This is a genomic window from Blastococcus sp. TF02-8, from assembly GCF_003319175.1.
Lineage (GTDB): Bacteria > Actinomycetota > Actinomycetes > Mycobacteriales > Geodermatophilaceae > Blastococcus.
The window spans coordinates 85,846-112,694 of sequence record NZ_QOHK01000009.1 but is presented as its reverse complement, the minus strand read 5'-3'; the positions used below and the strand labels follow the sequence as shown (position 1 = coordinate 112,694).

At 74.0% G+C, this 26,849-nt stretch carries 28 protein-coding genes; 3 read left to right on the top strand and 25 right to left on the bottom strand.

Translation table 11 applies throughout. From position 1 onward, the window contains the following. Window positions 1–19: 19 nt before the first annotated feature. The 14 genes from DQ237_RS16650 to pyrR form a co-directional block, all read right to left on the bottom strand. On the bottom strand, window positions 20–655 hold the full coding sequence (locus DQ237_RS16650; RefSeq protein WP_113801258.1) for a transcriptional regulator: 636 nt from the start codon (window positions 653–655) through the stop codon (window positions 20–22). After that, the gene (locus DQ237_RS16645; protein WP_113801257.1) at window positions 655–1,050 is read right to left on the bottom strand and encodes a DNA-binding protein; all 396 of its coding nucleotides are present in this window, start codon (window positions 1,048–1,050) and stop codon (window positions 655–657) included. Before DQ237_RS16645 ends, DQ237_RS16650 begins: the two co-directional genes overlap by 1 nt. Window positions 1,051–1,088: 38 nt before the next feature. Then, on the bottom strand, window positions 1,089–2,285 hold the full coding sequence (metK, locus tag DQ237_RS16640) for a methionine adenosyltransferase (protein ID WP_113801256.1): 1,197 nt from the start codon (window positions 2,283–2,285) through the stop codon (window positions 1,089–1,091). Between the two features lie 91 nt (window positions 2,286–2,376). Next, entirely contained in the window at window positions 2,377–3,603 is a 1,227-nt protein-coding gene (gene coaBC / locus DQ237_RS16635) for a bifunctional phosphopantothenoylcysteine decarboxylase/phosphopantothenate--cysteine ligase CoaBC (RefSeq protein ID WP_113801255.1), read from the bottom strand. Between the two features lie 95 nt (window positions 3,604–3,698). Then, window positions 3,699–3,962 (bottom strand): DNA-directed RNA polymerase subunit omega, encoded by a 264-nt coding sequence (gene rpoZ / locus DQ237_RS16630; protein ID WP_014376157.1) that lies wholly within the window; start codon window positions 3,960–3,962, stop codon window positions 3,699–3,701. 64 nt (window positions 3,963–4,026) lie between these two features. Continuing rightward, a complete protein-coding gene (gene gmk / locus DQ237_RS16625; protein WP_113801254.1) occupies window positions 4,027–4,626 on the bottom strand; it encodes a guanylate kinase in 600 nt (199 codons plus the stop codon). A 43-nt stretch (window positions 4,627–4,669) separates the two neighbouring features. After that, a complete protein-coding gene (mihF, locus tag DQ237_RS16620; protein ID WP_113801253.1) occupies window positions 4,670–4,996 on the bottom strand; it encodes an integration host factor, actinobacterial type in 327 nt (108 codons plus the stop codon). 328 nt (window positions 4,997–5,324) lie between these two features. Then, complete coding sequence (gene pyrF, locus DQ237_RS16615; RefSeq protein ID WP_113801252.1) at window positions 5,325–6,164, bottom strand: orotidine-5'-phosphate decarboxylase; 840 nt, start codon at window positions 6,162–6,164, stop codon at window positions 5,325–5,327. Beyond that, a complete protein-coding gene (locus tag DQ237_RS16610; protein WP_113801251.1) occupies window positions 6,161–7,483 on the bottom strand; it encodes a dihydroorotate oxidase in 1,323 nt (440 codons plus the stop codon). The genes pyrF and DQ237_RS16610 overlap by 4 nt, the downstream gene beginning before the upstream one ends. Continuing rightward, on the bottom strand, window positions 7,480–10,806 hold the full coding sequence (carB, locus tag DQ237_RS16605; protein ID WP_113801250.1) for a carbamoyl-phosphate synthase large subunit: 3,327 nt from the start codon (window positions 10,804–10,806) through the stop codon (window positions 7,480–7,482). Before carB ends, DQ237_RS16610 begins: the two co-directional genes overlap by 4 nt. Further along, window positions 10,806–11,972, bottom strand: a complete 1,167-nt coding sequence (gene carA, locus DQ237_RS16600) for a glutamine-hydrolyzing carbamoyl-phosphate synthase small subunit (protein ID WP_113801249.1) — start codon at window positions 11,970–11,972, stop codon at window positions 10,806–10,808. The genes carB and carA overlap by 1 nt, the downstream gene beginning before the upstream one ends. Then, entirely contained in the window at window positions 11,969–13,258 is a 1,290-nt protein-coding gene (locus tag DQ237_RS16595; protein ID WP_113801248.1) for a dihydroorotase, read from the bottom strand. The genes carA and DQ237_RS16595 overlap by 4 nt, the downstream gene beginning before the upstream one ends. Further along, the gene (locus DQ237_RS16590; RefSeq protein WP_113801247.1) at window positions 13,255–14,175 is read right to left on the bottom strand and encodes an aspartate carbamoyltransferase catalytic subunit; all 921 of its coding nucleotides are present in this window, start codon (window positions 14,173–14,175) and stop codon (window positions 13,255–13,257) included. Before DQ237_RS16590 ends, DQ237_RS16595 begins: the two co-directional genes overlap by 4 nt. Continuing rightward, on the bottom strand, window positions 14,172–14,744 hold the full coding sequence (pyrR, locus tag DQ237_RS16585; protein WP_113801246.1) for a bifunctional pyr operon transcriptional regulator/uracil phosphoribosyltransferase PyrR: 573 nt from the start codon (window positions 14,742–14,744) through the stop codon (window positions 14,172–14,174). Before pyrR ends, DQ237_RS16590 begins: the two co-directional genes overlap by 4 nt. 232 nt (window positions 14,745–14,976) lie before the next feature. Between pyrR and DQ237_RS16580 the strand changes: the two genes are divergently transcribed. The 3 genes from DQ237_RS16580 to DQ237_RS16570 all read left to right on the top strand — a co-directional run bounded on the left by DQ237_RS16580 (window position 14,977) and on the right by DQ237_RS16570 (window position 17,651). Continuing rightward, window positions 14,977–15,534 (top strand): transcriptional regulator, encoded by a 558-nt coding sequence (locus DQ237_RS16580; protein WP_113801245.1) that lies wholly within the window; start codon window positions 14,977–14,979, stop codon window positions 15,532–15,534. Window positions 15,535–15,693: 159 nt separating this feature from the next. Beyond that, a complete protein-coding gene (locus tag DQ237_RS16575) occupies window positions 15,694–16,617 on the top strand; it encodes an ABC transporter ATP-binding protein (protein WP_113801244.1) in 924 nt (307 codons plus the stop codon). Next, window positions 16,614–17,651 carry a hypothetical protein gene (locus DQ237_RS16570; protein ID WP_113801243.1) on the top strand — a complete coding sequence of 346 codons (1,038 nt, stop codon included), beginning with the start codon at window positions 16,614–16,616 and terminating at the stop codon, window positions 17,649–17,651. The genes DQ237_RS16575 and DQ237_RS16570 overlap by 4 nt, the downstream gene beginning before the upstream one ends. Window positions 17,652–17,661: 10 nt before the next feature. On the opposite strand, the gene nusB is transcribed toward DQ237_RS16570, so the two are convergent. From nusB to ruvX, 11 genes are read right to left on the bottom strand one after another with little or no spacing between them, the layout of a single operon-like run. Continuing rightward, window positions 17,662–18,069 (bottom strand): transcription antitermination factor NusB, encoded by a 408-nt coding sequence (gene nusB / locus DQ237_RS16565; protein WP_113801242.1) that lies wholly within the window; start codon window positions 18,067–18,069, stop codon window positions 17,662–17,664. Window positions 18,070–18,081: 12 nt separating this feature from the next. After that, entirely contained in the window at window positions 18,082–18,642 is a 561-nt protein-coding gene (gene efp / locus DQ237_RS16560) for an elongation factor P (protein WP_113801241.1), read from the bottom strand. After that, complete coding sequence (locus DQ237_RS16555) at window positions 18,643–19,746, bottom strand: Xaa-Pro peptidase family protein (protein WP_113801240.1); 1,104 nt, start codon at window positions 19,744–19,746, stop codon at window positions 18,643–18,645. It lies immediately after the preceding gene. Next, window positions 19,743–20,177, bottom strand: a complete 435-nt coding sequence (gene aroQ, locus DQ237_RS16550; RefSeq protein ID WP_113801239.1) for a type II 3-dehydroquinate dehydratase — start codon at window positions 20,175–20,177, stop codon at window positions 19,743–19,745. The genes DQ237_RS16555 and aroQ overlap by 4 nt, the downstream gene beginning before the upstream one ends. Continuing rightward, complete coding sequence (gene aroB / locus DQ237_RS16545; RefSeq protein WP_113801238.1) at window positions 20,174–21,235, bottom strand: 3-dehydroquinate synthase; 1,062 nt, start codon at window positions 21,233–21,235, stop codon at window positions 20,174–20,176. The genes aroQ and aroB overlap by 4 nt, the downstream gene beginning before the upstream one ends. Beyond that, the gene (locus DQ237_RS16540; RefSeq protein ID WP_113801237.1) at window positions 21,232–21,765 is read right to left on the bottom strand and encodes a shikimate kinase; all 534 of its coding nucleotides are present in this window, start codon (window positions 21,763–21,765) and stop codon (window positions 21,232–21,234) included. The genes aroB and DQ237_RS16540 overlap by 4 nt, the downstream gene beginning before the upstream one ends. Further along, window positions 21,762–22,940: a chorismate synthase gene (gene aroC, locus DQ237_RS16535; RefSeq protein ID WP_113801236.1), complete on the bottom strand. Its 1,179-nt coding sequence runs from the start codon at window positions 22,938–22,940 to the stop codon at window positions 21,762–21,764. The genes DQ237_RS16540 and aroC overlap by 4 nt, the downstream gene beginning before the upstream one ends. Before the next feature lie 10 nt (window positions 22,941–22,950). Then, a complete protein-coding gene (locus tag DQ237_RS16530) occupies window positions 22,951–23,616 on the bottom strand; it encodes an A24 family peptidase (RefSeq protein ID WP_113801235.1) in 666 nt (221 codons plus the stop codon). A 9-nt stretch (window positions 23,617–23,625) separates the two neighbouring features. Further along, window positions 23,626–24,429: a shikimate dehydrogenase gene (locus DQ237_RS16525; RefSeq protein ID WP_113801234.1), complete on the bottom strand. Its 804-nt coding sequence runs from the start codon at window positions 24,427–24,429 to the stop codon at window positions 23,626–23,628. After that, window positions 24,426–26,141 (bottom strand): endolytic transglycosylase MltG, encoded by a 1,716-nt coding sequence (mltG, locus tag DQ237_RS16520; RefSeq protein WP_166509655.1) that lies wholly within the window; start codon window positions 26,139–26,141, stop codon window positions 24,426–24,428. Before mltG ends, DQ237_RS16525 begins: the two co-directional genes overlap by 4 nt. Beyond that, window positions 26,138–26,848 (bottom strand): Holliday junction resolvase RuvX, encoded by a 711-nt coding sequence (ruvX, locus tag DQ237_RS20295; protein ID WP_113801233.1) that lies wholly within the window; start codon window positions 26,846–26,848, stop codon window positions 26,138–26,140. Before ruvX ends, mltG begins: the two co-directional genes overlap by 4 nt. Window position 26,849 lies beyond the last annotated feature (1 nt).

The following is a 26,849-nucleotide window of genomic DNA, read 5'->3' as shown; positions in this document are numbered from 1 at the left end:
GGGTGCGACAGCGCGGGCCTCAGGCATCGGTACCGCGCTCGATCCCCAGGGTGGCCAGCAGGTCCTCGTGGAACTGGATCCACAGCAGGTGCAGCGAGTCCCGGTCGGGGGCGTCGACCCATCCCCGCTCCCCCGCCCGCACCCGCCGGAGCGCCTCCGAGTAGCGCGGCGCGTAGCCGGCGAAGCGGTCCAGCTGGGCGGTCAGCTCCGCACACAGGACGCCGAAGCCCTGCTCCACCGAGGTCAGCGTGCGCAGCACCCGCTCGTCCCAGCGCCAGTCGCCGTGGTCGTTGGCCGCCATCGGGTCGAGCCGGTCGGGACGGACCTGCCAGTCGGTGCAGGCCGCGCCGAACCGCCGGTTGAGCGGACGGAAACGGGCATGCACGTCCTGCACCTGCGGCCGGGCGCCGAGGTCGTCCAGCTCCCGGGCCAGGCGGCGCTCGTCCTCCGCCCGGCCGGCGTCGGTCAGCGACCAGCCGGAACTGCCGCCGAAGGAGGTCTGCCGCGCCCAGCCCCGCGCCTCGGCGTCGAGCAGCGTCTCCTCGACGAACGCGCGGTCCAGCCGCCACCGACCGGCGACCCGGGCCGCCGTCGGGAAACCGAGCACCCGCACCCCGTGCAGCGCGAGGTCGGCGGGGTCGGACGCGTGCGCCATCAGCTCCGCCCGTCCAGCCGGCCGGTCACGCGGTCGAACCGCTGCTGCGCGGCCTGCGGGGAGCTCAGCCCGAGGGCCGCGGAGATCCGGGACCAGGAGAGCCCGGCGGCCCGGGCACTGAGGAGGACTCCTGCCTCCAGCTCGTCGGCCTCGGCCCGGACGGCCGGAAGCAGCGCCAGCGCCGCCAGCACCCCGTCCTCGTCCAGGGAACCGCCGGCGGCCCGCCAGAGGGCGAAACGCACGAGCTCGGACGCCGCCGGCGGTTGGGCGCCCCGCGCCCACGGCGGGCGCGGCAGGGCGTCGGCACCGGCCCCGAGCAGGGCGTTGCGGGCGTCGGCCTCGCGGGCGGCGCGGGCCTGGTCGTCGTCACGAGGAGCCACGACGACCAGGCTCATCCATCAACGGATCGTTGTCAACGATCCGTTGAGGACTGTCAGGCGCCGACGGCTCCGCGCAGCGCCTCGACGCGGTCCAGCCGCTCCCAGGGGAGGTCCAGGTCGGAACGGCCGAAGTGGCCGTAGGCGGCGGTGGGCCGGTAGATCGGGCGGAGCAGGTCCAGGTCGCGGACGATCGCGCCCGGGCGCAGGTCGAACACCGAGGTGATCGCCTTCTCCAGCACCTCGTCGGCGACCGTGCCGGTGCCGAAGGTCTCGACGAAGAGGCCGACCGGGTGCGCGGCGCCGATGGCGTAGGCCACCTGCACCTCGCACCGCTTGGCCAGGCCCGCGGCGACGACGTTCTTGGCGACCCAGCGCATCGCGTAGGCGGCCGAGCGGTCGACCTTCGACGGGTCCTTGCCCGAGAAGGCGCCGCCGCCGTGCCGCGCCATGCCGCCGTAGGTGTCGACGATGATCTTGCGGCCGGTCAGGCCGGCGTCACCCATGGGGCCGCCGATCACGAACTTGCCGGTCGGGTTCACCAGCAGGCGGTGGCCCGTCGTCGGCAGACCGAGCGCGGCGAGCTCGGGCTCGACCACGAGCTCCTCGATGTCGGGGGTCAGCAGGGTCTCGATGGAGATGTCCTCGGCGTGCTGCGAGGACACCACCACGGTGTCGACGGCGACCGGCCGGTCGTCCTCGTAGACGACGGTGACCTGGGTCTTGCCGTCCGGACGCAGGTAGGGCACCGACCCGTCCTTGCGCACCGCGGACAGCCGTCGCGAGAGCCGGTGGGCCAGCGCGATCGGCAGCGGCATCAGCTCCGGGGTCTCGTCGGTGGCGTAGCCGAACATCAGCCCCTGGTCACCGGCGCCCTGGCGCTCGATCGCGTCGTCCGCGCCTCCGGCCGTGCGGGCCTCGTAGGCGGTGTCGACGCCCTGCGCGATGTCCGGAGACTGGGCGCCGATGGAGACGCTGACACCGCAGGAGGCGCCGTCGAAGCCCTTGCGGGAGGAGTCGTAGCCGATGCCCAGCACCGTCTCGCGGACGATCGCCGGGATGTCGACGTAGCCGCCGGTCGTGACCTCGCCGGCGATGTGGACCTGGCCGGTGGTGATGAGGGTCTCGACCGCGACCCGGCTGCGCGGGTCCTGGGTCAGCATCGCGTCGAGGATCGCGTCGCTGATCTGGTCGGCGATCTTGTCAGGGTGGCCCTCGGTCACCGACTCGGACGTGAAGAGGCGGCGTGGCACTCGGTACTCCCTGGGGATCGGCGGCGGCTGACGTCTACTGCGGATGCGCACGTTACCGGCGCGGGGGAACGCCTGGCGCGACGGCGTGCCCTCAGCCCTCCGCGGGCGGGTCGAGCCGCCCGGCGACGGCTGTCCAGACCCCCGCGGCGACGGCGTCCTTGCTGCCCTTGGGAACCTCCGTGACCGAACCGTCGGCACCCAGCACGACGACCGCGTTCTCCGCCCGTCCGAACACCTGCCCGGCCGAGACGTCGTTCACGACGAGCACGTCGCACCCCTTGCGGGCGAGCTTGGCGCGGGCGTGGGCGAGCACGTCGCCGTCCGCGTCACCGGTCTCCGCGGCGAACCCGACGACGACCTGGCCGGGTGCGCGCCCGGCCACCAGCTCGGCCAGCACGTCGGGGTTGCGGACCAGCGGGACGGTGTCCGGCTCGCTGGCCGAGCCCTTCTTCATCTTCGTGGCCGCCACGGCCGCCGGGCGGAAGTCCGCCACCGCCGCGCTCATGACCACGACGTCGGCATCGGCGGCCTCGGCGAGCATCGCCGCGCGCAGTTCCTCGGCGGTGCCGACCGGCACGATCCGGACGCCGAACGGCGCGGGCAGCTCCACGTTCGCCGCGACGAGGACCACGTCGGCGCCGCGGGCGGCAGCCACGCGGGCGAGCGCCCAGCCCTGCTTCCCCGACGACCGGTTGCCGAGGTAGCGCACGGGGTCCAGCGGCTCGCGGGTGCCGCCGGCGCTGATGACGACCCGGCGGCCCACGAGGTCCTGCGCCAGCGCGCCGGCGCCCGCGTCGAGGACCACCGCTGCCAGCGCCGCGATGTCCGCGGGCTCGGGCAGCCGGCCGGGGCCGGAGTCGGGGCCGGTCAGCCGGCCGACCGCCGGCGGGAGCACGACGGCCCCCCGACGTCGCAGCGTGTCGACGTTGTCCTGGGTGGCCGGGTGCAGCCACATCTCGGTGTGCATCGCGGGCACGAACACCACCGGGCAGTGCGCGGTGAGCAGCGTGGCGGTGAGCAGGTCGTCGGCGCGGCCCATGGCCGCGCGGGCCAGCAGGTCGGCGGTGGCCGGGGCGACCACGACGAGGTCGGCGTTCTGCCCGATGCGCACGTGCGCGACCTCGGGGACGTCGGACCAGACGTCGGTCGTCACCGGGTTGCCCGACAGCGCCTCGAAGGTGGCGGCGCCGACGAAGTGCAGAGCGCCCGGGGTCGGGACCACGCGGACGTCGTGCCCGGCCTCGGTGAGGGCTCGCAGCAGGAGCGCCGACTTGTACGCGGCGACGCCACCGCTCACACCCAGCACGATCCGGCTCATGCGCTCATCCTGCCGTAGACGCGACGACGCCCCCGGTACGGAACCGGAGGCGTCATCACAACGAGGGCTGGAAGGCCCCCTGGGGGGTCGGCTGGTCAGTTCTCGCCGGCGGTGTGGGCGAGCAGGCCCTCGTTGATCTCGCGCAGCGCGATCGACAGCGGCTTCTCCTGCGGAGCGGTGTCGACCAGGGGGCCGACGTACTCGAGGAGGCCCTCGGAGAGCTGGCTGTAGTAGGCGTTGATCTGACGCGCGCGCTTGGCGGCGAAGATGACCAGGCCGTACTTGCTGCTGGTGCGCTCGAGCAGCTCGTCGATCGGCGGGTTGGTGATGCCCTCGGGGGCAGGTGCGACTCCGGACACGGGCGGGCGTGCTCCTCAATCGATCGGTGGGAGTGAGCGGGGCGGCGGATGATCAACCGCCGACTCACTCGTGAGCGCCGGCCTCCTGGTGCAGACCGGGCGACGGCGCAGTCAGCAAGCCTACCAACTCGTCCGCAGCCCTGGCGACGTCGTCGTTGACCACCACCCGGTCGAACTCCCCGGAGGAGTCCAGCTCGGCCTGCGCGATGCGCAGCCGCTCGCTCTGGACGTCGGCGCTCTCCGACCCCCGGCCGGCCAGCCGGCTGACCAGGTCGCCCCAGGACGGCGGGGCCAGGAAGACCAGTTGCGCCTCGGGCGCCCGGGCCCGGACCTGGCGCGCGCCCTGGAGCTCGATCTCCAGCAGGGCGGGACGGCCGGTGGCCAGCTGCGCCCGGACCGGCTCGGCCGGGGTGCCGTAGCGGTTGCCGGCGTACTCGGCCCACTCCAGCAGCCCGTCGGTGGCGATCAGCCGGTCGAACTCGGCGTCGTCGACGAAGTGGTAGTGGGCGCCGTCCACCTCGCCGGGACGGGGACGACGAGTGGTGACCGACACCGACACCCACACGTCGGGGTGCCGGCGCCGGACCTCGGCGACCACGGTGCCCTTCCCGACCCCGGAGGGCCCGGAGAGCACGGTCAGTCGTGCCGGTGTCGCTGCTGCCACTCGTCGTCCTCGCCGGGGGTCGTGCGTGCGGCGGAGAGCGGGGTCAGACGACCTGCTCGCCGCCGAACTCCGACTCCAGCGCACGGCGCTGGTTGGCGCCCAGGCCCCGGACGCGGCGCGTCGGGGAGATCTCCAGGCGTTCCATGATCTTCGCAGCCCGGGCCTTGCCGACTCCCGGCAGGGACTCCAGGACGGCGGAGACGCGCATCTTGCCGATCACCTCGTCGGTCTCGCCCTGCTTGAGGACGTCACCGACCGTCGCGCCCTTGCTCTTGAGCCGCTCGCGCAGCTCGGCGCGGGCCTTGCGGGCCGCGGCGGCCTTCTCGAGGGCTGCTGCGCGTTGTTCCGGGGACAGGTCAGGGAGGGGCATGGTGCAACCCAATCGTGTCGAATCGACCCAGGGGCCGACGGTGTTTCCGCTGGTACCGAGGAGCTGCAGCTCTCCGTTGGAAGCGTGTCCGCCACGTTAGTTCCCGGCAAATTCGCTGGTCACGCCTGCCGCCGTCGACACACCGTCGACGACGCGGACGCCGGCTCCGCACGCACGCCGCCCGGCCGGTGACGCAGCGTCATCCACGCTGCTCAGTGGCTTCGACGAACCGATATCGTTCCGCAATCCGTGGAGGCCCGGGTCGGGTCACCGCACGCACGACACGCCGTGGGAGCGACACGCCGGGGCGGCGCCCGGAAGGCCCTGCTCAGGCCGTGAGGGCCTCGGCCCATCGTTCGGCCGCGGCTCGCAGCGCGGCGACGTCCGGCCCGGCTCCCAGCACGTCACGCGACACCGTCGGGACCACGGGCACGCTCGCGCCGAAGAGGCGCCGCAGGTCGCTCACGGCTCCACCCTGGGCCCCGAGCCCGGGAGCCAGCACCGGGCCACCGAGGCCGGTCAGGTCGACGTCCAGCTCCGTCAGGGTCGCGCCCACCACGATCCCGAAGGACCCGGTGGTCGGACCGAACCGGCCGGCCGGGTCCTGCGCCGCCCCGGAGGCGTTCCAGCCGCGCACGGTGTCGACGACGCGCTGGGCCACCGATGGCTCGCCCACGAGCTGCAGCGCCCCGGCGTCGGGGTTGGACGTCCGGGCCAGGACGAACAGTCCCCCACCGAACCGCCGGGCGGTCTCCACGGCCGGCTGCAGGGAGCCCGGGCCCAGGTAGGGGCTGACGGTCATCGCGTCGACGGAGAGGGGGTGCTCGGGGCGGAGGTAGTCGGCATAGGCGTCCATCGTCGAGCCGATGTCGCCCCGCTTGGCGTCCAGCAGCACCAGGGCACCGGCGGCACGGGCCCGGGCGGTGGCCTCCTCCAGGACTGCCAGCCCGCGGGAACCGTGCCGCTCGTAGAAGGCCAGCTGGGGCTTGAGGACGGCGACGGTCCCGGCCAGCGCGTCGACGACCGCGTCGGTGAACCGGGCCAGGCCGCTGGGGTCGTCCGGCAGCCCCCACGCCTCCAGCAGCGGCACGTGCGGGTCGATGCCGACGCACAGCGGGCCGCGAGCGGCCACCGCCTCGGCGAGTCGCTGTCCGAACGGTGCGGTCACAGGGTCTCCCCGAGCTCGATGGTGCACTTCTGCGCGAGGAGCGGGTCGGCGAAGGCGCCGGCGGCGGACTGCACGGCGCCGGCGCCCGCGACGAACAACGCCTCGAACGAGGCCGGGTCGGTGACCCCGCCCATGGCGAGGACGTCGAAGTGCACGCCACCCGCGTCCCGCAGGGCGACGAGGCGGCGGGTGAAGTCCAGCGCGGGGTCGCGCACCGCGATGCCGGAGAGCCCGGCGAGCTCGCGACCCGGGAACGTGGGGGTGCCGTCGCTGCGGCGCACCCGGCTCTGCACGGTGTTGATCCCGGCGATGCCGTCGACCAGCGGTGCCAGTCGCGGGACGAGCGCCGCCAGCTGCCGTTCGTCGAGCCAGGAGAGCTTGGCGACCAGGCCGGTGCGGTCGTCCAGGGCGCGGCGCACGTGCTCGACCACGGCGACGGTGGCGTCCGGGTCCAGGCACAGCGGCGGCTTCACCCCCGCCGCGCTGAGGGTGTTGGGGCAGGACAGGTTCAGCTCGACCACCGCCGCCCCGGCCTCCTGCGCCATCAGCGCGGTGCGGGCGAAGTCGGCGGCGAGGTCCTCCCCCTCCCCCATGACGCTCACCAGCAGCAGCTGCTCGTCGCCGACGGCGGCGACCGCGCGCGCCAGGTCGGCCATCCACTCCTCGGGCTCGGGTGAGGGCACGCCGAAGGAGTTCACGCTGCTGACCGTCGACGAGCCGGGCTCCACCCAGTCCCAGGGGTCGGCCACCACGTCGGCCGGCGCCCCGGGGGCCAGGCTCGCGGTCTCGCGGGCGGCGAACGCCCAGTTCGGCTGCTCGTTGGGCGGGTGCGCGCGACCGCGCACGGTCTTGTAGGTGAGCACGTTCCAGCCGTTGGCCACGTTGTGCCGCACCCACGCCTCGCTGCCGTTGAGCACGCACGCCGGGATGCCGATCGGGAAGCCGATCGTGCGGCCCAGCAGCCGCCACCGCCGCGCCGTCACCGGCCGCTCCGCCAGTCGAGGGCCGAGCGGCCGGGCCAGGTTGTCGCGGAACCCGCCGAGCACGTCGTACATGGGGCTGAGGACGCCACGGCCGGCCAGCAGGTCGGCGTGCCCGCCGAGGTACAGCGCCCGGGTCAGCAGCGGCAGGTCGCCGTCGTCGGCCGTCCCGGCGGAGAGCCGCCCGGCGAGGGCGGTCACCTCCGCCGTCAGGGCGTCCAGCTCAGCCTGGGGCGGTCGGCCGAACCGGGTGATCCCGGCCAGGAAGGCCGCGGGCAGGCCCTCGACCAGCCCGCGGCCGACCAGGTCGTCGCGCAGCTGCCGGGTCGGGGATGTCACTCCCCCGCTCCCGCGACGAGCGCGGCGTGCACCTCCTGCAGGCTGCGGACCCCGATGCCGCCCTGGCGCAGCGACTCGATGCCCTGGACCGCGGCGGCCATCCCCTGCACCGTCGTGATGCACGGGATGCCGGCGGCGACCGCGGCGGTGCGGATCTCGTAGCCGTCCAGCCGCGGCCCGCTGTTGCCCGGGGCGCCGAAGGGGGTGTTGAAGACCAGGTCGACGTCGCCGGCCTGGATCCGCTCCACGACGTTGCCCGGGCCCTCGCTGAACTTGCCCACCACCTCCGCGGCCACGCCGTGGCGGCGGAGCACCTGTGCGGTCCCGACGGTGGCCAGCAGCGTGAAGCCGAGGTCGGCCAGCCGCTTGATCGGGAAGACGGCGGAGCGCTTGTCCCGGTTGGCCAGGGAGACGAACACCGTTCCCTCCGTGGGCAGCGACCCGTAGGCCGCCGCCTGGGACTTGGCGAACGCCCGGCCGAACTCGCTGTCCAGCCCCATGACCTCGCCGGTGGACTTCATCTCCGGCGAGAGCACCGTGTCCACGCCGTAGCCCTCGACGGTGCGGAAGCGGTGGAAGGGCAGGACCGCCTCCTTGACCGCGATCGGGGCGTCGACGGGCAGGTCGGTGCCGTCACCGGACGCCGGCAGCACGCCGGCGGCGCGCAGCTCCGCGATCGACTCACCCACCGCGATCCGGGCGGCCGCCTTGGCCAGCTGCACCGCCGTCGCCTTGGAGACGAAGGGCACCGTCCGGCTGGCCCGGGGGTTGGCCTCGATCACGTAGAGGATGTCGTCCTTGATGGCGTACTGGACGTTCATCAGCCCGCGCACGCCGATCCGCTCGGCCAGCTTCTCGGTCGCGGCCCGGATCTTGAGCAGGTCCGCCGAGCCCAGCGTGATCGGCGGCAGCGCGCAGGCGGAGTCACCGGAGTGGATGCCGGCCTCCTCGATGTGCTCCATGACGCCGCCGAGGTACAGGTCGGTGCCGTCGTAGAGCGCGTCGACGTCGATCTCGACCGCGTCCTCCAGGAACCGGTCGACCAGCACCGGGTGGGCGGCGCTGACGTCGGTCGCCTTGGCGATGTAGGCCTCGAGCGTGGCGTCGTCGTAGACGATCTCCATGCCGCGACCGCCCAGGACGTAGGACGGCCGCACCAGCACCGGGTAGCCGATCGCGGCGGCGATCTCGTGCGCCTCGGCGTAGGTCGTCGCCGTGCCGTGCTTGGGTGCCAGCAGCCCGGTGTCGGCGAGCACGCGGGAGAAGGCACCGCGGTGCTCGGCGTCGTCGATGGCCTCCGGCGAGGTACCGAGCACCGGGACGCCGGCGTCCTTCAGCCGCTGGGCCAGGCCCAGCGGCGTCTGGCCGCCGAGCGTGCAGATGACCCCGGCCACCGGGCCGGCGGCGCGCTCGGCCTCGACCACCTCGAGGACGTCCTCGAAGGTGAGCGGCTCGAAGTAGAGCCGGTCGGCGGTGTCGTAGTCGGTGGAGACGGTCTCGGGGTTGCAGTTGACCATCACCGCCTCGTAGCCGGCGTCCTGCAGGGCCATCACCGCGTGCACGCAGGAGTAGTCGAACTCGATGCCCTGCCCGATGCGGTTGGGCCCGGAGCCGAGGATCAGCACCGCCTCCTTCTCGCGGGGCTGCACCTCGGTCTCCTCGTCGTAGGACGAGTAGTGGTACGGCGTGCGGGCGGCGAACTCCGCGGCGCAGGTGTCGACGGTCTTGTAGACCGGCCGGACGCCGAGGCGCCAGCGCAGCGCGCGGACGCCGTCCTCCCCGGCCAGCTCCGGCCGCAGCGCGGCGATCTGCCGGTCCGAGAGCCCGTGCCGCTTGGCCCGCCGCAGCAGCGCGGCGCTCAGCGACGGCGTCTCACGCACCTCGTCGGCCACCTCCCGGACCAGCGCGATCTGGTCGACGAACCACGGGTCGAACCCACTGGCGGCCGCGACCTCCTCGACGGTCGCGCCGGCCGCGAGCGCGGCCTCGGCGGTGTAGAGCCGGCCCTCGACCGGGGTGCGCAGCGCCTCGAGCAGCTCCTCGGCCGAGCGGGTCGCTCTGCCGCCACCCGCCCACGCCGCCCCGTCGTCCTCGGTCCAGAAGCCCGACGCCTTGGTCTCGGTCGACCGCATCGCCTTGCCGAGTGCCTCGGCGAAGTTGCGCCCCATCGACATGACCTCGCCGACGCTCTTCATGGTCGTGGTCAGCCGGGGGTCCGCACCCGGGAACTTCTCGAAGGCGAACCGCGGGATCTTCACCACGACGTAGTCCAGCGTCGGCTCGAACGCGGCCGGGGTGACGCCGGTGATGTCGTTGGTGATCTCGTCGAGCGTGTAGCCGATCGCAAGCTTCGCCGCGATCTTCGCGATCGGGAAGCCGGTGGCCTTGGACGCGAGCGCGCTGGACCGGGAGACGCGGGGGTTCATCTCGATGACGACCAGGCGGCCGTCGGCCGGGTTGACGGCGAACTGGATGTTGCAGCCACCGGTGTCGACGCCCACCTCGCGCAGCACCGCGATGCCGACGTCGCGCATCCGCTGGTACTCGACGTCGGTGAGGGTCATCGCCGGGGCGACGGTCACCGAGTCGCCGGTGTGCACGCCCATCGCGTCGATGTTCTCGATCGAGCAGATGACGACCACGTTGTCGCTGCGGTCGCGCATGAGCTCGAGCTCGTACTCCTTCCAGCCCAGCACCGACTCCTCGATGAGCACGGTGTGCACCGGGGAGTCGGCCAGGCCGTGGGCGGCCATGCGGCGCAGCATCGCCTCGTCGGTGGCGAAGCCCGAGCCCAGGCCGCCCATGGTGAAGCTCGGCCGGATGACGACCGGGTAGCCGACCTCCTCGGCGGTCTCCAGCGCCTCCTCGACGGTGGCGCAGACCCGCGAGCGGGGGGCGTCGGCCCCGATGGAGCGGACGATGTCCTTGAACTTCTGCCGGTCCTCGCCGCGGTTGATCGCGTCGACGTCGGCGCCGATCAGCTGGACGCCGTACTTCTCCAGCACGCCGTTCTCGAAGAGGCCGATGGCGATGTTGAGCGCGGTCTGCCCGCCGAGGGTGGCCAGCAGCGCGTCGGGACGCTCCTTGGCGATGACCTTCTCGACGAACTCCGGGGTCAGGGGCTCGACGTAGGTGGCGTCGGCGACCTCCGGGTCGGTCATGATCGTGGCCGGGTTGCTGTTGACCAGGCTGACCCGCAGCCCCTCGGCCTTGAGCACGCGGCAGGCCTGGGTGCCGGAGTAGTCGAACTCGGCGGCCTGGCCGATGAGGATCGGCCCGGAGCCGATGACCATGACGTGGCCGATGTCGGTGCGCTTGGGCATCAGTTCTTCTCCCCGGTGCTGTGCTCGACGACCGGGACGGGCCCGCCCGCGTGTGCCTCGCCTGCGCGGGCAGCTTCCATGAGGTCGACGAAGCGCTGGAACAGCGGCGCCGCGTCGTGCGGCCCAGCGGCGGACTCCGGGTGGAACTGCACGCTGAACGCCGGGGTCTCGGTCAGCCGCAGCCCCTCGACGACCTGGTCGTTGAGGCCGACGTGGCTGACCTCCACGGGCCCGTAAGGGGTGTCGGTCGGCCGGTCCAGCGGGGCGTCGACGGCGAAACCGTGGTTGTGGCTGGTCACGCGGACGGTCCCGCTGACCCGGTCGAGCACCGGCTGGTTCAGGCCGCGGTGGCCGAACTGCAGCTTGTACGTGCCCAGCCCCAGCGCCCGGCCCAGGATCTGGTTGCCGAAGCAGATGCCGAACAGAGGACGGCGCGCGTCGAGCACGCCCCGCACCGCCTCGACCGCGTAGTCGGCGGCGGCCGGGTCGCCCGGGCCGTTGGAGAGGAAGACGCCGTCCGGGCCGGCGGCGAGCAGCTCCTCGGCGGTGGCCGTCGAGGGCAGGACGTGGGTCTCCACGCCGAGCTCGGCGAGGTGCCGCGGGGTGGCGGTCTTGATGCCGAGGTCCAGCGCCGCGATGGTGAACCGCTTCTCCCCCACCGCGGGCACGACGTAGGCCTCCTGCGTGCTCACGGTCGGCGCGAGGTCGGCGCCGGTCATGCCCTCGGCGGCGGTGACCCGGGCGAGGAGCTCGTCGGCGGAGAGCTCGGTGCTGATGCCGGCGCGCATGGCGCCGCGGTCGCGCAGGTGCCGGGTGAGCGCGCGGGTGTCGATGCCGCTGATGCCGACGACCCCCTGCGCGACCAGCTCGTCGTCCAGGCTGCCGGTGGCCCGCCAGTTCGCCGGGCGCCGGGCGGGGTCGCGGACGACGAAGCCCGCCACCCACATGCGGCGGCTCTCGTCGTCCTCGCCGTTGACCCCGGTGTTGCCGATGTGGGGTGCGGTCATGGCCACGATCTGACCGGCGTAGCTGGGGTCGGTCAGCGTCTCCTGGTAGCCGGTCATGCCGGTGGCGAAGACCGCCTCGCCCAGCGTCGTCCCGGTCGCCCCGTAGGACTCGCCCCGGAAGGTGCGCCCGTCCTCGAGCACGAGCAGAGCCTCTGTCACCGTGTCGCCTTTCCGTCCAGAACGGTCGCCGTCCCGCGGAGGAACGTCGCGACCACCCGGCCGGGGAGCTCCCGGCCGGCATAGGGGCTGTTGCGGCTGCGGCTGGCCAGCGCCGCGGGGTCGACCGTCGAGCGGGCGGCCGGGTCGACGAGCACCAGGTTCGCGGGCTCGCCGGGGGCGATCGGGCGGCCGTGGTCGCCGAGGCGGCCGATCTGCGCCGGGCGCACCGACATGCGGTCGGCGACGCCGGCCCAGTCCAGCCGGCCGGGCTCCACCATCGTCTCGATGACCACGGAGAGCGCCTGCTCCAGCCCGAGCATCCCGGGCCGGGCCTGCGCCCACTCGCTCTCCTTGTCCTCGACCGCGTGCGGGGCGTGGTCGGTGCCGACGGCGTCGATCGTGCCGTCGGCGAGCCCGGCGCGGAGGGCCTCGACGTCGGCGTCGGTCCGCAGCGGCGGGTTCACCTTGAACACCGGGTCGTAGGACTCCGCGCAGGCGTCGGTGAGCAGCAGGTGGTGCGGCGTCACCTCCGCGGTCACCTGCACGCCGCGGGACTTGGCCCAGCGCAGGATCTCCACCGATCCCGCCGTCGAGACGTGGCAGACGTGCAGCCGCGCGCCGACGTGCTCGGCCAGCAGCACGTCGCGGGCGATGATCGCCTCCTCCGCGGCGGCCGGCCAGCCGGTCAGTCCGAGGCGGGCCGAGCGGTCGCCCTCGTGCATCTGCGCGCCGACGGTGAGCCGCGGCTCCTCCGCGTGCTGGGCGACGACGCCGTCGAAGGCCTTCACGTACTCCAGCGCGCGGCGCATGAGCGCGGGGTCGGAGACGCAGTGCCCGTCGTCGGAGAAGACGCGGACGCGGGCGGCGGAGTCGGCCATCGCACCCAGCTCGGCCAGCCGCTCGCCCGCGAGCCCTACGGTGACCGCCCCGACCGGGACGACGTCCACCAGGCCGGCCTCCTGGCCCAGGCGCCAGACCTGCTCGACGACGCCGGCGGTGTCGGCGACCGGGTCGGTGTTGGCCATGGCGTGCACCGCGGTGAACCCGCCGAGCGCGGCGGCGCGGGAACCGGTCCCGACCGTCTCGGCGTCCTCGCGGCCGGGCTCGCGCAGGTGGGTGTGCAGGTCGACCAGGCCCGGCAGGGCGACCAGCCCGGCCGCCTCGACCACCTCGGCGCCGGTGGCGCTCAGCGAGTCGCCGACCGCGGCGATCCGGCCGTCCGCCACGAAGATGTCGACGGCGTCGCCGCCGAGGGGCTTCGCGCCCTTGATCAGGTAGTTCGTCACTGGGGCGACCCTCCGAGCAGCAGGTACAGGACCGCCATGCGGGTCGAGACGCCGTTGGCGACCTGCTCGACGATCGTGGAGCGGACGGAGTCGGCCACCTCGGCGGCGATCTCCATCCCGCGGTTCATCGGGCCCGGGTGCATGACGATCGCGTCGTCGGGCAGCACGGCCATGCGCCGGGCGTCGAGGCCGTAGCGGCGGCTGTACTCGCGGGCGCTGGGGAAGAACGAGGCGTTCATGCGCTCGGCCTGCACCCGCAGCATCATCACGACGTCGCTCTTGGGCAGGACGGCGTCCAGGTCGTAGCCGACCTCCGCCGGCCAGCTGCCGACCCCGACCGGCAGCAGCGTCGGCGGGGCGACCAGGGTGACCTCGGCGCCCAGCGTGTGCAGCAGGCCCACGTTGGACCGGGCGACCCGGCTGTGCAGGACGTCGCCGACGATCGTCACGCGGACGCCGTCGAGCCGGCCCAGCCGCTGCCGGATCGTGTACGCGTCCAGCAGTGCCTGCGTCGGGTGCTCGTGGGTGCCGTCCCCGGCGTTGACCACGCTGCCGCGCACCCAGTTCGCCAGCCGGTGCGGGGCGCCCGACGCCGAGTGCCGGACGACGACGCCGTCGGCGCCCATCGCCTCGAGGGTCAGCGCGGTGTCCTTGAGGCTCTCGCCCTTGGAGACGCTGCTGCCCTTGGCCGAGAAGTTGATGACGTCGGCGGAGAGCCGCTTGGCCGCCAGCTCGAAGGAGATCCGGGTACGGGTGGAGTCCTCGTAGAAGAGGTTCACCACGGTGCGGCCGCGCAGCGTCGGGAGCTTCTTAACCTCCCGGCCGGCCAGCGCCTGCTCGATCTGCGCCGCGGTGTCGAGCACCAGCGTGGCGTCGTCCCGATCGAGGTCGGCGGCCTCCAGCAGGTGCCGCTTCACGCGTCCTCCCCCTCCGTCACCAGCACCTCGTCGGCGCCGTCGGTCTCGGCCAGGTGCACCCGCACCTGCTGCGACCGGGAGGTCGGCACGTTCTTGCCCACGTAGTCGGCGCGGATCGGCAGCTCCCGGTGGCCGCGGTCGACCAGGACGGCCAGCTGCACCGCCTGCGGCCGGCCGAGGTCACGGAGGGCGTCCAGCGCCGCGCGGACCGAGCGGCCGGAGAACAGCACGTCGTCGACGAGGACGACCAGCCGGTCGTCGATGCCGCCGTCGGGCATGACGGTCGGCTCCAGCGCCCGGACGCCGCGCCGGCGGAGGTCGTCGCGGTAGAGCGTGATGTCCACGGTGCCGACGTCGACGGTCACACCGGAGAAGGCCTCGATCCGGGTGGCCAGCCGGCGGGCCAGCGGTGCGCCGCGGGTCGGGATGCCGACGAGCACGAGGTCGGCGAGGCCGTCGCGGCCGGGGTGCACCGTGGCCGCGCGCTCGATGAGCTGGTGCGCGATCCGGTCGATGACGCGGGCGACGTCGGCGGCGGAGAGCAGGGCAGGCAGGGTCGTGCGGGCCATGAGGCCTCCTTCCCCGCCTCACGGGACGGGTCGTTAAAGGAGTGGTCGGACCGCCTGCGACGGTACTGCACCCCGCGCCCGGCCCCGTCGCCGGGCCGAGGGCGAACACCCTGCGTGGCGGCCCGATCACCTCCCCCCGGGTGGGCAGGCCGCCTGTTGTGATCCACGCTTCACCAGTACGCTGCGTGACGACCAGCACCGATCCGAGACGACGGACAGTGAGCAGACAGCGATGAGCACCGACTACTCACGGGCCCTCGGCGCCCGGCTCCGCGCGATCCGCAACCAGCAGGGCCTCTCCCTGCAGGGGGTGGAGGACAAGTCGCACGGCCGCTGGAAGGCGGTCGTCGTGGGCTCGTACGAACGCGGTGACCGCGCCGTCACCGTGCAGCGCCTCTCCGAGCTCGCCGTGTTCTACGGCGTCCCGGTGTCCGAGCTGCTGCCCGACCCGCGGCCCAGCTCCGCGGTGACCGCCACGAACAAGATCGTGCTGAACCTGGAGTCGCTGGGCTCGCTCCCGGCGGACGAGGCCGGCCCGCTGGCCCGCTACGCCTCGACGATCCAGGCGCAGCGGCACGACTACAACGGCAAGGTCCTCTCCATCCGCGCGGAGGACCTGAAGTCGCTGGCGATCATCTACGACATGAGCCCCGACGAGCTCACCTCCCGGCTGATCGAGTGGGGCGTCCTCTCCCCCGGCATGGAGGGCATCGTCAGCTCCGGAGGTGACGACGACCTCGAGGAGGACGTCGACGACTCCTGGGGCGACCGCCGCCGCTCCCCCCGCTGACGGAATCGACGGAGGGCCCCTGCCGATCCGGCAGGGGCCCTCCGTCGATTCCGGTGCCGCACGCACCGACACGCGCCGCCGGAGCCGTCCGGACGGCGCCGGCTGTGCCAGGGTGCACGCACCTCGGGCGCTCGGCCCGCTCGGCTGGGAGGAACCCGGATGCCGGCAGTGGAGATGGTGGGCGTCTCGAAGACCTACCGCAGGCGCGGGGGCCACCCGTTCCGCGCGCTCGACGACCTGCACATGACCGTGGGCACCGGCGGCGTGCACGGCCTGCTCGGTCCCAACGGGTCGGGCAAGACGACGTCCATCCGCATCCTGCTGGGCCTGGTCCGCCCCGACGCCGGAACCGGCTCGATGCGGCTGCTGGACCGCCCGGTCCCCCGGGAGCTCCCCAGCGTCGTCGCCGAGGTCGGGGCGCTGGTGGAGACGCCGCTGTTCTCGCCCAACCTGTCCGGGCGCATGAACCTGCGGCTCCTGGCCGAGACCGCGGGCGTACCCCGCCCGCGCATCGAGGAGTGCCTCGAGCTCGTCGGCCTGCGCGAGCGCGCGAACGACCGGTTCAAGGGCTACTCGCTCGGCATGAAGCAGCGGCTCGGCATCGCGGCGGCCCTGCTGAAGGGGCCGCGGCTGCTCGTCCTCGACGAGCCCAGCAACGGTCTGGACCCCGCAGGCATCAAGGACGTGCGCGAGCTCGTCCGCCGCCTCGGGCACGACGGCCGGACGACCGTGCTCGTGAGCTCCCACCTGCTCGCCGAGGTCCAGCAGATGTGCGACTCGGTCACCATCCTGGCCCGCGGCCGGCAGGTCGCGTCCGGCCCGGTGTCGCAGGTGCTGTCCCGGACCGGCTCGGGTGACGTCCGGGTCGCCGTTCCCGATCCAGCTGCCGGCGCCGCGGTCCTGGCCGCGGCGGGCTACGCGGTCTCACCCGCGCCCGACGGCCAGATCCTCGTGCACGGCTCCCCCGCTCCCGGCGGCGTCAGCCGCACGCTCGCCGAGCACGGCCACTACGTCGAGGAGCTGGTCCGCGTGACCCCCGACCTGGAGAGCGCCTTCCTCGCACTCACCGGTGGGCAGGCATGAGCGCCGCCACGCAGCAGCCACCCGTGCCCGTGCGGGAGACGGCGGGTCGCCGCCGCGGCAGCCTGGTTCGTGCCGAGCTGCTCCGCTTCGCCTCCCGCCGGTTCGTCCAGGTGCTCCTCGGGGCCGCCGTGCTCGGCTGGCTCGCCGCCATCGGGATCGGGCTCACCGTGTTCAGCGACGACGCGACCCCGGCCGACTACGCGCTGGCGCAGGAGCGCTACGACCAGGCGCTGGCCGAGGACGAGCAGTGGCGCGAGGACTGCGCGGAGGAGGCCGAGAGCGCCGGCCAGCCCGTCGACTCGTTCTGCGGCCCCTCGCTGGCCGACTCCGGGGTGCGGGTCGAGGAGTTCCTCGACCGCCAGCCCTTCGACCTCGCCTCGGCCGCGGCCCCCGGAGCGATGGCGTTCTCGGCCGCCTCGGACGTCCTCGCCTTCCTCGTGGGCGCCACCTGGATCGGCGCCGAGTGGTCGAACCGCTCGATCGTCGCGCTGCTCTTCTGGGTGCCGAACCGGATGCGGGTGATGGGCAGCAAGCTGGCGGTGCTCGTCCTGGCGGCGGCCGCTATCGGGCTGCTCGCGCAGGCGGGCTGGTTGGCGATGGCGTCGGTCCTCGATGCGACCGCCGGCGCCGACGCCGAGACGCCCGCCGGCTTCTGGGCCCACCTCCTGGCCCAGCAGGGCCGAGGGGTGCTGCTGACCGTCCTCGTGGCACTGCTCGGCTTCGGGCTGGCCAACCTGACCCGCAACACCGGCGCGGCACTCGGCGCCGGGTTCGTCTACTTCGCGATCGTGGAGAACACGCTGCGGGCCTTCATCGGAGCAGGGGCCGACCGCTGGACGCTCACCACGAACGCCGCCGCGCTGGTCCTCCCCGGCGGCATGCGGGTGTACGACTACAGCGCCTCCTACGACGGCCTGTCCGAGCCTCCGTCGTTCCTGGTGACGAACCTGCAGGGCGGCCTGGTCGTCTCCGCCTACGCCGCGGTCCTGGTCGCGGTCGGGGTGTGGTTGTTCGCCCGCCGCGACCTGCACTGAGACGGAGGACCTACGCCGTCGGGACCTCGGCGGCGAGGATCGCGCCCAGCACGCCGTTGACGTACTTCGGCGACTCGTCGGTGGACAGGGCCTTCGCCAGCTCCACCGCCTCGTCGATCACGACGGCGTCGGGCACGTCGTCGACCCACAGCAGCTCGTAGGTCGCCATGCGCAGGATCGCGCGGTCGACGTCGGGCAGCCGGTCCAGCGACCAGCCGGCGGTGTGCGTCTCGATCAGCTCGTCGATCCGGGCGCCGTTCTGCTCCACGCCCTCGACCAGCCGGACGGCGTGGTCGGGCACCGGCGGGTTGCCGTCGGCCACCCGCTCGCCGAGCAGTTCGAGGCGGTCCCGCCCCCGGACGTCGGCCTCGTACAGGACGTCGACGGCGCGCTTGCGGGCCTTGGTGCGTGCGGCCACGGGATCAGCTGGTCAGTTGGCGCGGCCGAGGTACCGGCCGTCCCGGGTGTCGACCTTGAGCTTCTCGCCGGTCGAGATGAACAGCGGGACCTGGATCTGCGCGCCGGTCTCCAGCGTCGCGGGCTTGGTGCCGCCGGTGGAACGGTCGCCCTGCAGGCCCGGGTCGGTGTGCTCGACCACGAGCTCCATGGTCACCGGGAGCTCGACGTAGAGCGCAGTGCCCTCGTGCACGGCCACGGTGACCTCGGTGTTGTCCAGGAGGTAGTCCGCGCCGCCGCCCACGGTCTCGGCCGGCACGTAGATCTGCTCGAACGTGTCGCCGTCCATGAAGACGAAGTCGGTGCCCTCCTTGTAGAGGTAGGTCATCGACCGCTTGTCCACGGTGGCCGTCTCGACCTTGGTACCGGCGTTGAAGGTCTTGTCGACGACCTTGCCGGTCAGCACGTTCTTCAGCGTGGTGCGCACGAACGCGCCACCCTTGCCGGGCTTGACGTGCTGGAACTCGGTGACGGACCAGAGCTGGCCATCGAGGTTGAGCACCATGCCGTTCTTGAGGTCGTTGGTGGTAGCCATCTAGAGAACCAGCAGTTCCTTGCTCGTGAGGGTCAACAACTCGGGCTCGTCGTCCGTGACGATCAGGGTGTCCTCGATCCGGACACCACCGTGCCCCGGGAGGTACACCCCCGGCTCGACGGTGACGGCCATGCCGGCGGCAAGACTACCCGCGCCCAGCTGGCCGATGCCCGGCGCCTCGTGGATCTCCAGTCCCACACCGTGCCCGAGGCCGTGGGTGAAGTGCTCGCCGTGGCCCGCCGCGACGATGACGTCCCGGGCAGCGGAGTCGACCGCGACGACGTCGGCGCCGACCGCCAGCGCCGCGCGCCCGGCCGCCTGGGAGGCGGCGACCAGGTCGTAGATCTCGCGCTGCCAGTCGGCCGCGTGCCCGAGGACCAGGGTGCGGGTCATGTCGGAGTGGTAGCCGTCGACGGTGGCGCCGAAGTCCAGCTTGAGGAAGTCGCCCGCGCGCAGCTCGGTGGTGTCGGGGCGGTGGTGCGGGATCGCCGAGTTAGCGCCTGCCGCCACGATGGTCTCGAAGGACGGCGCCTCGGCACCGAGGGCCAGCATGCGGGCGTCCAGCTCGCGGCCGACCTGCAGCTCGGTGCGGCCCGGGCGCAGCGCCCCCTCGGCGGCCAGCTCGGCCAGGGCCCGGTCGGCGACCGCGCAGGCGCGGCGCAGCGACTCGATCTCCTCGTCGTCCTTGACCGCCCGCTGCGCCTCGACGGCGCGGCGGACCGAGACCAGCTCCGCCACCGTGCTCCCGGCGGCGGCATCGGCGAGCACCCGCTCCAACGCGCGCAGGCCGTCGACGGTCAGGTCGTGCGACTCGTAGCCCAGGCGGCCCGTGCCCCGGCGGACCGCCTCGCCCGCGAGCGCCGGCACCGTCGTCCGGTCCACGAGCAGCTCGACGTCGGGGACCTGCGTGCCGGCCTGCGTGGTGTAGCGGCCGTCGGTGCCGAACAGGTCGCCACCGTCGGTACGGACGAGCAGCGCCCCGTTGGAGCCGGTGAACCCGGTCAGGTACCGCACGTTGAGCAGGTTGGTCACCAGGACGGCGTCCAGGCCCCGCTCCGCCGCGGTGGCCCGGAGGGCGTCGCGGCGCGCCGCGGTCCGGCTCACCGGGCTCCCCGCAGCGACAGCCACTGGAGCGCCAGGACGTAGCCCTCGATGCCGAGGCCCGCGATCACGCCGTCGGACGCCGCCGAGACGTAGGAGTGGTGCCGGAACGCCTCGCGCTTGTGGATGTTGCTGATGTGCACCTCGACCACCGGCGCGGTCGTCGCGGCGAGCGCGTCGTGCAGCGCCACCGAGGTGTGCGACCACCCCGCGGGGTTGATGACCACCGGGTCGCCGGCGTCGGTCGCCTCGTGGATCCAGCGGAGCATCTCGGCCTCGTCGTCGGTCTGCCGGACCCGGACGGCCATGTCGAGCTCGCGGCCGGCCTCCTCCAGCACCTCGACCAGCTGCGCGTAGGTGGTCGAGCCGTAGATCTCCGGCTCACGCGTGCCGAGCCGGCCGAGGTTCGGCCCGTTGAGCACCTGGATCGTCATGCATCCACTCCTGATACGGCGGCCCATGCGGCGTCGAGCCAGGCCTGGTCGGGGTCGGTCAGGATCCTGGGGCCGCCCAGCCCGTCGAGGACGACGAAGCGCAACGACGCGCCGCGGGCCTTCTTGTCCACCCGCATCACCTGCTGCAGGCGGTCCCAGTCGCCGGCGTAGCTCGTGGGCAGCCCCATGGCCGAGACGAGGTCCCGGTGCCGGTCGACCTCGGCGCGGGTGAGCAGACCCGACTGTCCCGCCAGCTCGGCGGCGAACACCAGGCCGACGGCGACCGCCTCGCCGTGCCGCCAGCCGAAGTCCTCCACCCGCTCGATCGCGTGCCCGAGCGTGTGGCCGTAGTTCAGGAACTCGCGGACGCCGGTGTCGAGGAGGTCCTCCCCCACCGCCTGCGCCTTCACGCGGACCGCGCGCTCGATGAGCTCCTCGGTGCCGGCGCGCCCGGTGGGGTCGGCGTCGAGCAGCTCGAGGATCCGCCCGTCGGAGATGAAGCCGCACTTCACGACCTCGGCCAGCCCGGAGCGGAACTCCGCCTCGGGCAGACCGGCCAGCAGGTCGGTGTCGGCGAGCACGGCAGCCGGGGGGTGGAAGGCGCCGACGAGGTTCTTGCCCGCTCCGGTGTTGATGCCGGTCTTCCCGCCGACGGCGGCATCGACCATGCCCAGCAGGCTGGTGGGCACCTGGACGACGCGGATCCCGCGGGTCCAGGTGGCGGCCAGGAACCCCGCCAGGTCGGTGACCGCTCCCCCGCCGATGCCCACCACGGCGTCGGACCGGGTCAGGCCGAGCCGGCCGAACTCCTCCCACGCCTCGGCGGCCACCGCCGCGGTCTTCGCGGCCTCGCCGTCGGGGACGACGACCGCCTCGGCGGCGACGCCCGCGGTCTGCAGGGTCTCGACGGCGGCACCGGCGGCCGCGGCCAGCGGCGGGGCGTGGACCACGGCGACCTTCGGCGTCCCGGCGAGCACGATGCCCAGCTCGGCCTGCACACCGGCGCCGATGACGACGTCGTACGGCTGCTCCCCCGCGACGGCAACGCGACGGCTCACGACGACTCCTCCGGGGTCAGGACGGCGAGCACCTCCGCGACGACCTCCTCGGGGAGGCGTCCGGCGGTGGCGACCCGGTGGGTGGCCACCTCGGCGTAGAGCGGGGCGCGTTGCTCCAGCATGGTGCGCAGCATCGCGCGGGGGTTCACCGCGAGCAGCGGGCGGTCCCGGGAGAGGCCGACACGGCGGGCGGCCGAGGCGACGTCGACGTCGAGCCAGACCACCGTTCCCCCGCTCCGCCCGTGCGCCACGAGCAGGTCACGGGTGAGCGCACTGGTGACCGCGCCCCCGCCGAGGGCCAGCACGCCGTCGTGCTCGGCGACCGCCCGGGCGACCGCCTGCTCCTCCAGCGCGCGGAAGTGCGGCTCCCCGTGCTCGACGAACAGGTCGGCGACGGTGGTCCCGGTGGCGTTCTCCACGTCGCGGTCGGTGTCCCGGAACGCCAGCCCACGCGCTGCGGCCACGGCGGTCCCGACCGTCGTCTTACCCGCGGCGGGCGGACCGACCAGGACCAGGACCGGGCCGCTCACCGGTAGGGCAGCGCGTCGAGGTACCCCTGCACGTTCCGGCGGGTCTCGGCGAGCGAGTCCCCGCCGAACTTCTCCAGGACGGCGTCGGCGAGCACCAGGGCGACCATCGCCTCCATGACGACGCTGCCGCGCGGCACCGCGCAGGCGTCGCTGCGCTGGTTGATGGCGACCGCGGCCTCCCCGGTCGCGACGTCCACCGTCTGCAGCGCCCGGGGCACCGTGCTGATCGGCTTCATGGCGGCGCGCACGCGGAGCACCTCGCCGTTGGTCATGCCCCCCTCGATGCCACCGGCGCGGTCGGTGAGCCGCTGGAGGCGTCCCTCGGTGCTGACGATCTCGTCGTGGGCGACCGAGCCCCGGCGCCGGGCGGTCTCCAGCCCGTCGCCGACCTCGACGGCCTTGACCGACTGGACCCCCATGAGGGCCCCGGCCAGGCGGGCGTCCAGGCGCCGGTCCCAGTGGACGTGGCTGCCCAGGCCCGGCGGCAGGCCGTGCACCACGACCTCGATGACCCCGCCCAGGGTGTCGCCGGTCCTGCGGGCGTCGTCGATCTCGGCGGTCATCCGCTCGCTCGTCGCCGGGTCGGCGCAGCGCACCGGGTCCTCGTCGAGGCGGGGGTTGTCGTCGGGGCCGGGGACGATGCCCTCGGGGGCGGTGACCGCCCCGATGCCGACGACGTGGCTGACCACGGAGACCCCCAGGGCCTGCCGGAGGAACTGCTGGGCGATGGCGCCCAGGGCCACCCGCGCCGCGGTCTCCCGCGCGCTGGCGCGCTCCAGGACCGGGCGGGCGTCGTCGAAGCCGTACTTCTGCATGCCCGCGAGGTCGGCGTGGCCCGGCCGGGGGCGGGTGAGCGGCGCGTTGCGCGCCTGACCGGCGAGCACCTCGGCGTCGACCGGGTCGGCGGACATGACGGTCTGCCACTTGGGCCACTCGGTGTTGCCGACCTGCACCGCGATCGGCCCACCCTGGGTGCGGCCGTGCCGCACGCCGCCGGTGAGGGTGACGACGTCCTGCTCGAAGGACATGCGGGCGCCGCGCCCGTGGCCCAGCCTGCGGCGTTCCAGCTGCAGGTCGAGATCGGAGGTCTGCACCTCGACCCCGGCCGGGAGTCCTTCGAGGATGGCGGTGAGCTGCTGGCCGTGCGACTCACCGGCGGTCAGCCAGCGCAACATGCGCGCGAGTCTAGAAGGACCCCGGGACCGCTCCGATCACGAGGGCGAGAACCGCACCGGCCAGCAGCGGAGGGCCGAACGGCACGGTGCTGCGCCACGTCGCGCGGCGGGCCAGCACGAGCAGCACCGAGACGCCCGCGCCCACGAGCAGACCGAGGAAGATCCCGACCAGGAGCACCCCCCAGCCGAACCAGCCGAGGACCAGCCCGAGCAGCCCCAGCAGCTTCACGTCGCCGTAGCCCAGCGCCGCGGGGGCGACGATCCGCGCCACCGCCGGGACCGCGAAGGCCGCCGCACCCGCGAGCACGGCGCGCGCGAGGGCCCACCAGGTGCCCAGCACGGCGGCGTCGACCAGCGCCGCACCGGCGAACACGACCGCGGTGGGCAGGAGCACGCGGTCGGGCAGCCGGTGGACGTCCAGGTCCACCGCCCCGAGGACCACCGCGGCGACGGCCGCCCACGCCAGGCCGACCGTGACGGGGCGCATGCCGTCCTGCAGGGCCACCGCGCACAGCAGCGCGGTGACCGTCGCGGTCACGACGCCGACGCGCGCCGGGGTGGCGCGCGCCCGGTCGTCCCGCGTCGCCAACCGCACCGACGCGACCGCGGCCCACGGGCCCGCGGCGAGCCCGAGGCCGGCGGCGAGCGCGAGCACCACCGGCGGGGGCACGTCCACGCGGGTTCGTCAGCGCCCGGCGAGCGCCGCGTCCAGGGCGTCGCGCATGGCACCGATCGGCGCCGGCTCTCCCGTCATCAGCTCCACCTGCTCGGTGGCCTGCCAGAACAGCACCTCGAGGCCACCGACGACGGTGCCCCCCGCGGCGGTGACCCGTTCGGCCAGCGGGGTCGGCCACGGCGAGTACAGGACGTCGAGCACCGTCTGCCCGGGCCGCCAGTCCAGCGCGGCGACCGCCGGCTGACCGTCCACGGGCACGGTGCTCACCACCACCGGGGCGGTCACCGCGCCCTCGCCGAGCGGGACGATCGTGGCCGCCACGCCGAGCGTCTCCAGCACCCGGACGAGGTCTCCCGCCCGGCGCGGGTTGCGCACCACGACGTCGACCTCGCGGGCCCCCAGCGAGGCCAGCGCGACGGCGGCCGCCGCGGCCGTGCCACCGGCGCCCAGCACGGCCGCCCGCGGCGCGGACCCGACACCGGCAAGCTGTAGTGCCATGCCGACACCGGCGACGTCGGTGTTCTCGGCCCGCCAGCCGGTCTCGGTGCGGACGAGCGTGTTGGCCGCCCGCAGCAGGGCGGGCAGCGCCGCCACCTCGTCGGCGACCTCCACCGCGGCCTGCTTGTTCGGCATGGTCACCGAGAAGCCACGCCACTCCGGGCCGAGACCGGCCAGCAGGTCGGGCAGCTCCTCGGCCCCGATGTCCAGGGCGTCGTAGCTCCAGTCGGTGAGCCCCAGCGCGGCGTAGGCCGCCCGGTGCAGCAGCGGGGAGAGCGAGTGCGAGACCGGCCGGCCGAGGACGGCGGCCCTCATCCCTCGGGGTTCTCCCGCAGCCACTGCTGGAAGAGCAGCACGTTCTGCTGGTGCTCCGCGCCCGTGCGGGCGAACCGGGTCTCGCCGGTGTCGGGGTTGACGACGACGAAGAACCGCCAGTCGCCCTCGGCCGGGGCCAGCACCGCCTTCAGCGCTTCCTCACCCGGGTTGCTGATGGCACCCGGGGGCAGGCCGGGGTGCACGTAGGTGTTGTACGGCGAGGGGTTGGCCCGGTCGGCCGCGGTCGTGGTGATGCCCCCCTTGCCGTTGGCGTAGTTCACCGTGGTGTCCAGCTGCAGCGGCATGCCGTCGGCGAGACGGTTCTCCAGGACCCGGGCCACCTTGGCCATGTCCTCGGTCCCGGCGGCCTCGGCCTGCACGATGGATGCCTTGGTCAGCACGGTGAGCCGGTCGGCCTCGGGCACCTGCAGGGCGTCGAACGCCTGCTCGGCCCGGACCACCATCGCGGAGAGCATGTCGACGGCCGTGTCGTCGGGCTCGAAGTCGTAGGTGGCGGGGAACAGAAACCCCTCGAGCATGCCGTTGGCGTAGGCGGGCAGCCCGAGAGCGACCGGGTCGGCCGCCGCGGCCTGGAGCTCCTCCAGCGGGGTGCCGGTGTCCTCGGCGATGAGGGCAAGGGTCTGCACCACCGTGAGCCCCTCGCGCAGCGTGACCCGGGAGACCTGCCGGGCGGCGGGGTCGAGCAGCAGCTCCAGGGCGGACTCGCCGCTCATCTTCAGCCGCAGCGTGTAGACCCCCGGCTGGATGCCGGTCGCGTCCGGGTGGCTCTTGGCGGCGCTGACGAAGGGTCCGGTGGACGCGATGACGTCGGCACCGTCGAGGGTGCGGGCGATGTCGCTGAGCGTGTCGCCCTGGTTGACCCGGATGTCGATCGAGCCGCTGCCGGAGCCGGTGTAGTCCCGGGACGAGGGGTCGAGCAGGTCGAGCAGCTTCTGGCCGCCCAGCACGATGCCCCCGACGATGCCGCCGAGCACCAGCAGGGCGAAGAGGATGGCGAAGGGACGCCGGCGACGGCGACGACGCCGCCGGTCGTGGCGCGAGTCGTAGGGGACCACCGGGATCTCGTCGTCGGTGAGGGGCCCGGCCGCCTCGGCGACGGGGGGCTCGGCGAGCACCGGCTGCGCGGGGATGGCCGCCGTGGGCGGCACGTCGGCGGTGCGGGCGCGGCGGGGACGCCGCAGCCCGCGCCGGCGGGGCGACTCCTCGTCGACGTTGGCGCCGATGACCTCCAGGCCGCCGGTCTGCTCCTCCCACGACGCCGGGGAGTCGGCGAGGACCTCCTCGTCGCGGTCGTTCCCGTCGTCCGGGCGCCCGCCGACGCGCGCGGTGGCCACGGTCGCGTCGTCGCCCGCGGAGCCGGCGCGCGGACCCAGCCGGTCCCAGATGCCGACCGGCATCGGCGGCAGCGGTCCGGAGGGGTGCTGCCGGCCGAACCCGTGGGCGTCGGTCCCACCGGTGCGCGGGTGGTCCGGGTGGTCGGTGGACCCGTAGGACCACCAGTCCGGCTCGACGAGCGGGCCGGTCTGGTCGCCGCGATCGATGAGGCCCGAGCCCGGGCGGACGGGGGAACCCGGCGGGTACTCGCCAGCGGTGGGGGTGCCGGGGCCGGTCCAGAAGGACGCGGGAACCCCACCGGTTGCGTCGTCGGAGGCGTGCCTCCCCCGACGCGGCGGCCCGCCGGGCGCGCTCACGTGGGCGTCCGCCGGCTGTCGAGATACTGCTGCAGGATGACCACGGCGGCCGCCTGGTCGATCACCGGGCGCGAACGGCGGCTGTCGATGCCGCCCTCGCGGAGGTGACTGGCTGCGGTCACGGTGGAGAGCCTTTCGTCGATCATGTGGACCGGCACATCCGCTATGCGGTCGGCCAGTTCCTGAGCGTAGTTGCCCGCATCGACGGCGGAGGCGCCCGACGCACCTGACAGATGCCTCGGCTCTCCCACGACCACCTCTGTCACCTCGTGTTCCGCGACGAGTGTGACGAGACGGTCCAGATCGGACCCGTCCTTGGCCCGCTTGAGCGTCTCCAGCGGGCTGGCCAGCGTGCCGGTCGGGTCGGACAGCGCGAGCCCGACCCGCACCGTGCCCACGTCGATCCCGAGCACCCGCCCGCGCGCCGCGCCGGCGCCCGCCCGCCGCGGCGGCACCTTGAGGTGCTGCGGCCAGCCACCGGACAGGTCGATCTCGGTGGTCTCGTGCTTGACGGGCGGGAAGCCCTGGCTGAGATCGATCTCCGTGGTCGGGTGGTGCGCCGGCTGCTCGCCGGTGCCGCCCGCGGGCCGGGGACGTGCCGGCGGGACCGCCGGCAGCTCGCGGCGTCGCCGCGCGACCGGTCCGGTGTCGGAGGGGTTCTCCCCGAAGCCGGAGTGCTCGTTACCGCTGTTGTCGGAGCTCCCCACG